The sequence below is a fragment of the Nocardiopsis listeri genome (genome assembly GCF_020741345.1).
GTDB classification, from domain to species: Bacteria; Actinomycetota; Actinomycetes; order Streptosporangiales; family Streptosporangiaceae; genus Nocardiopsis; species Nocardiopsis listeri_A.
The window spans coordinates 1-8,120 of record NZ_DYZD01000314.1 but is presented as its reverse complement, the minus strand read 5'-3'; the positions used below and the strand labels follow the sequence as shown (position 1 = coordinate 8,120).

Sequence of the window (8,120 nt, the reverse complement as noted above, 5' to 3'; positions counted from 1 at the left end):
CGGGCCCTGGGGAGGTCCGGGGGGCGTTTGGGGACCACTCTGGGGCCCGGGACCCTGGGGAGGTCCGGGAGGCGTCTGGGGGCCGCTTTGCGGCCCGGGTCCCTGGGGGAACCCGAACGGACCCTGCGGTCCGGGGCCCTGGGGAGGCCCGGGAGGCATCTGAGGGGCGCCCTGTCGGCCGGGGCCGGGTGGAGGTCCGGGAGGCGCCTGGGGGCCGTTCTGCGGGCCCTGGGGGTACTGCGGCCCACTCGGAGCGCCGGGCTGCGGCGGCTGGGGCGCGAACCCCTGTGCCGGCGGCGTGCCGTGCTGTTGCTCGGGACCCGTTGTGGAAGGCTGTCCCTCAGAAGGGGATCGGTGTCCTCCGAGCAGGTCCTGGCCTTCGCCGTCCGGGGGGATGGGGCGTCCGTCGGAACCGTGATGAGGCGGGTTCGGATGCGTACTGATGGGAGTCTCCGAAGGCTCTGAGGGTGGGACTGGTCCGCGGTTCGCCGTTTTCCCGCGCTTGTGGCGTCCGTGTGGGGTCGGCGACCGTGACGGGCGTCTCCAAGGATCACGTCATCGCCCGTCGTACCGGGCGGAGACCGGCCTTTCGGAGCCAGGGTAACCAACCCGCGGCCGGGGGCAGGACGAAGCACTCCCGACAACAGGCATAATAAAAGGCGGAGAGGTCACGGATGTGAACCCGTCCCGGCGCTTTCCCGCCAAGACGATGATCCCACCGGTCCGACCCGGCGCTCGCTTTGACCTGCGCTAGGGTGGGCGGGTAGGATACTTCGTCGTTGTGCGTTGAGTTGCCGTGGGCCCCAAAACTCCCGAAGTTGGGTGCCGATCCACGCACCATCGTCTGCGCACTCACGACCGGGTCGTCCTGATTGGACATGGGACATCCGGCCAACGTAACAGCCCCGCAACATGAGGGCTGTTTCCGGCCCCGCACCCGTTGGGGTGTTCCGTAATACGAGTCCACCATCCCGTTCGGGATGGGGCAGCCGAATGAAGAGCGAAGGCGAACGATCGTGCGCACATACAGCCCCAAACCAAGCGATGTCCAGCGTCAGTGGCACGTCGTCGACGCTACCGATCTCGTGCTCGGGCGTATGGCCGGCCAGATCGCCACGCTGCTTCGGGGGAAGCACAAGCCCTACTACGCGCCCCACATCGACACCGGCGACTTCGTCATCGTCGTGAACGCCGACAAGGTCGCGCTCACCGGTAACAAGCTCGAGCAGAAGCGCGCCTACCGTCACTCCGGTTACCCCGGTGGTCTGCGTTCGGTCGCCTACGCCGACCTGCTGGAGAAGAACCCCGAGCGGGCCATCGAGAAGGCCATCAAGGGGATGCTGCCCAAGGGCACCCTCGGCCGTCAGATGGCCAAGAAGCTCAAGGTGTACGCCGGTCCTGAGCACCCGCACCAGGCCCAGCAGCCGGTCCCGTTCGAAATGACCAAGATCGAGCAGCCCGCGTAGGCGTTCGCAGACTTTCACAGGAAGCACGAGGTTAACCGTGGCCGAGCCCACCGGCATCGAAGACGTCGCCCAGGACTACGCCGAGAACCCGGAGGAGTTCCCCTCCGAGTACACCAGCGAGTCCGATGAGCAGACCGCCGCTTACGTTCCCACCGCCTCCGGCCCGAGCGCCGGCACCGGCCGTCGCAAGAAGGCCGTGGCCCGCGTCCGCATCACCCCGGGCGCCGGCGAGTGGAAGATCAACGGTAAGCCGCTTGAGGACTACTTCCCGGACAAGGTCCACCAGCAGACCATCAAGGACCCCTTCACCTCCCTCGGGTTCGACGGCGCCTACGACGTCTTCGCCCGTCTGGACGGTGGCGGTCCCAGCGGACAGGCCGGCGCCCTGCGTCACGGCATCGCCCGCGCCCTGGCCTCGCTGGACCCGGAGAACAACCGCCCGACCCTGAAGAAGGCCGGTTTCCTGACCCGTGACGACCGTGAGGTCGAGCGGAAGAAGGCCGGTCTGAAGAAGGCGCGCAAGGCTCCGCAGTTCTCCAAGCGCTAATGCTCATGCGCCGGCACACGCTCGGCTGAGCTTTCGCCCGTACGTCGTCTCCACAACAGGGGGCGGCGTACGGGCTTTTCTTTTTCGTCGGTGGCGCTCTCCGCCACTCTGAACTTCACAGGTGCCGGAAGCCCGGTGCCGCTTTCGAAAGGGGCTGACGCCTGTGGCACGGCTGTTCGGAACTGACGGTGTACGTGGTCTCGCGGGTCGTGACCTGACCGCCTCGCTCACCCTGGATCTGTCCATCGCGGCGGCGCGCGTGCTCACCCGGGCCGAGGGCGACCGGCGCCCGTTGGCCGTCGTGGGTCGTGACCCCCGGGCCTCCGGTGAATTCCTGGAGGCCGCCGTCGTGGCGGGGCTCGCCAGCACCGGCGTGGACGTCGTCAAGGTGGGTGTGCTGCCCACCCCCGCCGTCGCCTACCTCACCGGTGCGTTGAACGCCGACTTCGGCGTGATGCTCTCGGCGAGCCACAACGCGGCCCCGGACAACGGGATCAAGTTCTTCGCCCAGGGTGGCCAGAAGCTCGCGGACGCCCTGGAGGAGGAGATCGAGGGCATGATGGGTGTGCCCTCCACCCCCGCCGTGGGCGAGGAGGTCGGCAGGGTCACCGAGTCCCACGACGGTGCCGAGCTGTACACCCGTCACGTCCTGAACTCCCTGCCGCACGGGCTGGAGGGACTGAAGGTCGTCGTGGACTGCGCCAACGGCGCGTCCAGCACGGTGGCCCCGGAAGCGCTGCGCCGGGCGGGCGCCGAGGTCATCGCCATCGGTGACGCCCCCGACGGTCACAACATCAACCAGGGCTGCGGTTCCACGAGTCTGGCCGCGCTCCAGGAGGCGGTCCGCCTGCACGGCGCCGACGCCGGCATCGCCCACGACGGTGACGCCGACCGGTGTCTGGCCGTGGACGCCGATGGCGACGTGGTCGACGGCGACCAGATCCTCGCGATCCTGGCCACCGAGGCCAAGGAGGCCGGACGGCTGGTCGAGGACACCCTCGTGGTGACGGTCATGTCCAACCTGGGGCTCAAACTCGCCATGCGTCGCGAGGGCATCGACGTGGTGGAGACCGCGGTGGGCGACCGCTACGTGCTGGAGGAGATGAAGCGCGGCGGGTTCGGCCTGGGCGGCGAACAGTCCGGTCACGTGATCCTGCTGGACCACGCCACCACCGGCGACGGGCTCCTCACCGGTCTGCACCTGCTGGCCGCGATGGCCCACCACAAGCAGGGCCTGGCGGAGCTGTCCAAGGTCATGACCCGGCTCCCGCAGGTGCTCATCAACGTGCCGGACGTGGACAAGGACCGTGCGGCCGACTCCGAGGAACTGGCCGCGGCCGTGCGCGAGGCCGAGGCCGAACTGGGCGACACCGGTCGGGTGTTGATCCGTCCCAGCGGCACCGAACCGAAGGTCCGCGTGATGGTGGAGGCGCCCGCGCAGGAACAGGCCACCGCGGTCGCCGAGCGGCTCGCCGGCGTGGTGCGATCCGCCCTCGGATAGAGCAACACTGCAAGTCATCCCTTCCGGGGATTTTTCGGGTTTTCGCGCGCATCCGGGCACATAGTGGCCCGGGTGCGCGTTTTCGTTCGTATTGATGCGGCTCCGTCCGAGGAGCGGCCGCCTAGGGTCGGTGGAGTGAAACGGTCATGACGACGAACGCGCGCTATGGGCACTCACTGACGATCGGTGTGGACGTCGGCGGCACGAAGGTCGCCGCGGCCGTGGTGACACCGGGCGGGCGGGTACTGGCGCGGTTGCGCACCCAGACCCCCGAACGCAGCAAGAGCCCCGCCGTGGTGGAGGACACGATCGTCGCGGTCGTGTCGGAGCTGCGCCAGGAGTTCACCGTGCGGGCCGTGGGCGTGGGTGCCGCGGGGTTCGTCGACGAGCGAAGATCCAAGGTCCTGTTCGCCCCGCACCTGTCGTGGCGGGAGGAGCCGCTCAGGGACGCCCTGGCGGTACGTCTGGGTCTGCCCGTGGTGGTGGAGAACGACGCCAACGCCTCGGCTTGGGCCGAGGTGCGCGCGGGTGCGGCCCAAGGCGTCGACGACGTGGTGGTCGTGAACCTGGGCACCGGGATCGGCGGGGCGGTCGTCTCGGAGGGCCGGTTGCGCCGGGGCCGCTACGGCCTGGCCGGTGAGTTCGGACACATGACGGTGGTGCCCGGCGGGCACCGTTGCGAGTGCGGCAACCGGGGCTGCTGGGAGCAGTACGCCAGCGGCAACGCCCTGACCCGGGAGGCGCGCGAACTGGTGGTGGCCGAGTCGCCGGTGGCCGAGGCGCTGTGCCAGGAGGTGGGCGGTGACCCGGGTCTGATCACCGGATCGTTGGTCAGCGAACTGGCGCGCAAGGGCGACCGGGTCTGCCGGGAGCTGATGGAGGAGACCGGAACCTGGCTCGGAGTGGGGCTGGCCAACCTGGCGGCCGCCTTCGATCCGGAGCTGTTCGTGATCGGCGGGGGAGTGTCGGAGACCGGTGGGCTGTTGCTCGACCCGGCCCGGCGGGCCTTCGCCAAGGGGCTGACCGGGCGTGGATACCGCCCCGAGGCCCGCGTGGTCGCCGCGGCCCTGGGCAACGAGGCGGGCGTGATCGGTGCGGCCGACCTGGCCAGGGAGGCTCTGCCCCGTGCCCGTAGGGGCCTGCGCCAACGCCGCCTGGGTGGCTCCCCCGAACGGCGCTGATCCAACGGCGACCGATGAGGGTCCTCATGTCGGTGCCGATGGTGAGGGGCCCGCCGGTCTTCTCCGGATCGATGAGGTCCATCCGGGGAGCTTCCGGTGGAAGGTCGTCCATGTGTTCGGCGGTCCACCCCCCCCGGACGGGGCGCGGAACCGATCGGGGAGCGGCTCGGCCATCGAATCCTCCTGGGCCGATTCCTGAGGCCACTCCGGTGTCGTCGCTCTTCGCATGATGGGAAGGTGGCGCTCCGTGACGATGCCTGTGGGTTCTTCGCCCATACCCCTGTGAGGTGCGGTGACGTGGTCGGTCATGGGACTACCCGCGATTAACCGAACCCGGTTCTAGTGTGTGGGTCACATCCTCTGTAGAGTTCGACACATGGATCTCAACGGAATCTCCGCCCTGGTTTCGGGCGGCGCGAGTGGCCTGGGTGAGGCCACCGCCAAGGAACTCGCCTCCGCAGGTGCCACCGTCGTCATCGCCGACCTGAACGCCGAGCGCGGCGAGGCGATCGCCAAGGAGATCGGTGGCGTCTTCGTCTCCACCGACGTCTCCCAGGAGGAGCAGGTCAAGGCCGCCGTCCAGGCCGCCGCCGACACCGGCAAGCCCTTCCGCGTCGCGGTGTCCTGCGCCGGCATCGGCTGGGCCACCCGCACGGTGGACCGGAACGGAAACCCCCACGACCTGGACAGCTACCAGAAGGTCATCCAGGTCAACCTGATCGGTACGTTCAACGTGCTGCGCCTGGCCGCGGCCGAGATCGCCAAGACCGAGCCGATCAACGAGGACGGCGAGCGCGGCTCGATCGTCAACACCGCCTCCCTCGCGGGCATCGAGGGCCAGATCGGCCAGATCGCCTACTCCTCCTCCAAGGGCGGCGTGATCGGCATGACCCTTCCGGCCGCGCGCGACCTCGCCGCCGTCGGCGTCACCGTCAACACCATCGCCCCCGGCATCCTGGAGACGCCCATCTACGGCGATGGTCCGGGCTCTGAGGAGTTCAAGCAGAAGTTGGCCGCCCCGGTCCCCTTCCCCAAGCGCCTGGGCACCGCCGCCGAGTTCGGCAAGCTGGCCCGGACCCTGCTCGAGGTCAGTTACATCAACGGTGAGGTCGTCCGGATCGACGGCGGCCTCCGGATGCCCCCGAAGTAGGAGACGACGTGTCCGACGAGGTTCTCTACACCGCTGAGGACGGCATCGCCGTCATCACCATCAACCGGCCCAAGGCCAAGAACGCGGTCAACGCCGCGGTCGCCGCGCAGATCGCCGAGGCGCTCGACGACGTCGACGCCCGTAAGGACATCTCGGTAGCCGTCATCACCGGCGCCGGGGGCACGTTCTGCGCCGGTATGGACCTCAAGGCCTTCATGAAGGGCGAGGTCCCGGTGGTCGAGGGGCGCGGGTTCGGCGGTTTCGCCGAGCGCGGTCCGAAGAAGCCGCTGATCGCCGCGGTCGAGGGTTACGCCCTCGCCGGTGGTTTCGAGGCGGTGCTCGCCTGTGACCTGGTGGTGGCCGCCGAGGACGCCAAGTTCGGTATTCCCGAGGTCAAGCGTGGTCTGGTCGCCGGTGCCGGCGGCCTGCTGCGCCTGCAGCACCGCATCCCGCGCAACATCGCGATGGAGTTCGCCCTGACCGGTGACTTCGTCGACGCCGAGCGCCTGGAGAGGCTGGGGCTGGTCAACCAGGTCACCGCGAGCGGTGGTGCCCTCGAAGGCGCCAAGGCCCTCGCCGCCCGCATCACGCCCAACGGTCCGCTGGCCCTGAAGGTCTCCAAGGAGATCTTCCAGTCCTCCGACGACTGGTCCACCGACCAGATGTGGGACAAGCAGAACGAGCTGGCGGGTCCGGTGTTCGTCAGTCAGGACGCGATGGAGGGCGCGGTGGCCTTCGCCGAGAAGCGTGCTCCCGTGTGGAAGGGCGAGTAGCCCCTCTCAGAGCCACGGCGGCCGTCCTTTCCCGAAGGCGGCCGCCTTCGTCGTTTCCGGGACTTTCGGCCTTCGACGGTGTGTCCGGAAGATGACGACGCGTGTGTAATCTGGGGGTGTCCAGCGAGCTCTTCCCAGGAAGCGACCCCGTGTCCCTTGTTCCCACCTGGAGTCGGGCCGCCGGCGGTACGCCCGCTGTTCTGGCCATCGCCGACTCCGCTCCGCGCGCACGCCTCTCGGCCCTGATGCTCGGCGACCTTCCCGATTCCGGGGGCGCCATGGGTCTGGCCGTGCTGCGTTCGGCCGACACACCCTCACCCGCGCAGATCCGGGCCGCCCTGGAGGGCACCCGCCACGCGGGACGGCGGATCCCGCTGTTGACCATCGGCCAGGTGCGCCGCCTCATCCGGCGGCGACGCCCCGACGCCGTGTTGCTCAACTGCTCGGGTGCGCACATCGAGGCGCTGTCCTGGTCGAGTCGGTCCTTTCTGCGCAGGTACCGGCCGGTGGTGGCCTCGGCCCTGCCCGTACCCGCGCTGCCCGCGTCCGAGGGCGAGTGGATGCACCGGTCGAGGGTGGACCTGGTGGTCGCGCACAGCCATCGCGAGGTGGACGAGTACACGACCCTGGGGGAGAAACTCGGTCTCAAGGGCCGGGTCGGGCTGGCGAGCCTGTTCTCCGAACTCCAAGTGCGGTCGACCCAAGGTTCCCGGAACCGGATCGTGTTCGCCGCGCGACCGGGGCAGCCGGCCGGGGCCCTGGGGTGCGAGGCTCTGCTCTCGGCGCTGACCGAACTCGCCGCCGACCGTCGGGATCTCGAAGTCGTCCTGCACGTGGGCGAGGAGGGCCACCCCGAACTGACACAGACCTGGGAGTCCATGGTGGCGGCCGGGCGTGCCCCACGGGGTGCCCTGGTCGTGGAGTCGGGGCCGTTGCACGACCAGTTCGAACGGGCCCGGGGGTTGGCGGCCCTCGGTTCACTACCGGTGCTGGAGGCCATCGCGGCCCGGGTGCCCTCCCTCGTGCTCACGGACTTCGGTGTGGGCTGGGACCAGGGGAACACGGTCTTCGAGGGCAGTGGCCTGTTCGGTGACCTGAAGGACTTGCGGGCGTGCCGGTTCCACAAGCCGAACCGTTCCTGGGGCGAGCACAACCACTTCCACCCGACCTCGGATGACGATTGGGCGGCGCACCTCTACGATCTGTGCGGACGTGCCACCCGCGGTTCTCTCTAGTGCCATGACCGCAAAGGGTCACCGGATCTGCCCGGTCCCCTGGTGACGCTTCTACGCCGAGCAGTGGGTGCGAGTTATCCACAGGCGGGGAGTTCGGGCTGGTGGTGGGGTCGGTGGGCGTGATCCCATTGATCTTGGGGGAGCCGCTGGTTTCGCCGGTTTTGTGCTGCCAAGGGGTGGGTTGGTGGGGCGCCTCGGCTAGAGAAGCTGCTGGTTGTTGGGCGGGGTGGGGTGGGTTCTTCCTCCTTCCCCGCCGCGTGATTGTTG

At 69.2% G+C, this 8,120-nt stretch carries 7 protein-coding genes; all 7 read left to right on the top strand.

What is annotated here, in order from left to right; genetic code table 11:
- Positions 1-1,016: 1,016 nt before the first annotated feature.
- The 7 genes from rplM to K8V84_RS16920 all read left to right on the top strand — a co-directional run bounded on the left by rplM (position 1,017) and on the right by K8V84_RS16920 (position 7,853).
- Complete coding sequence (rplM, locus tag K8V84_RS16950) at positions 1,017-1,466, top strand: 50S ribosomal protein L13 (protein ID WP_304076048.1); 450 nt, start codon at positions 1,017-1,019, stop codon at positions 1,464-1,466.
- Positions 1,467-1,503: 37 nt separating this feature from the next.
- Positions 1,504-2,013, top strand: a complete 510-nt coding sequence (gene rpsI, locus K8V84_RS16945) for a 30S ribosomal protein S9 (protein WP_304076047.1) — start codon at positions 1,504-1,506, stop codon at positions 2,011-2,013.
- Positions 2,014-2,176: 163 nt separating this feature from the next.
- Positions 2,177-3,514: a phosphoglucosamine mutase gene (gene glmM, locus K8V84_RS16940; RefSeq protein ID WP_304076045.1), complete on the top strand. Its 1,338-nt coding sequence runs from the start codon at positions 2,177-2,179 to the stop codon at positions 3,512-3,514.
- Between the two features lie 146 nt (positions 3,515-3,660).
- On the top strand, positions 3,661-4,695 hold the full coding sequence (locus K8V84_RS16935) for an ROK family glucokinase (RefSeq protein ID WP_304076043.1): 1,035 nt from the start codon (positions 3,661-3,663) through the stop codon (positions 4,693-4,695).
- A 376-nt stretch (positions 4,696-5,071) separates the two neighbouring features.
- On the top strand, positions 5,072-5,845 hold the full coding sequence (locus K8V84_RS16930; RefSeq protein ID WP_304076041.1) for an SDR family oxidoreductase: 774 nt from the start codon (positions 5,072-5,074) through the stop codon (positions 5,843-5,845).
- Between the two features lie 8 nt (positions 5,846-5,853).
- A complete protein-coding gene (locus tag K8V84_RS16925; RefSeq protein WP_304076039.1) occupies positions 5,854-6,618 on the top strand; it encodes a crotonase/enoyl-CoA hydratase family protein in 765 nt (254 codons plus the stop codon).
- A 149-nt stretch (positions 6,619-6,767) separates the two neighbouring features.
- Positions 6,768-7,853, top strand: coding sequence for a DUF6716 putative glycosyltransferase (locus tag K8V84_RS16920; RefSeq protein WP_304076037.1), 1,086 nt, complete (start codon positions 6,768-6,770; stop codon positions 7,851-7,853).
- The last annotated feature ends 267 nt before the right edge of the window (positions 7,854-8,120 follow it).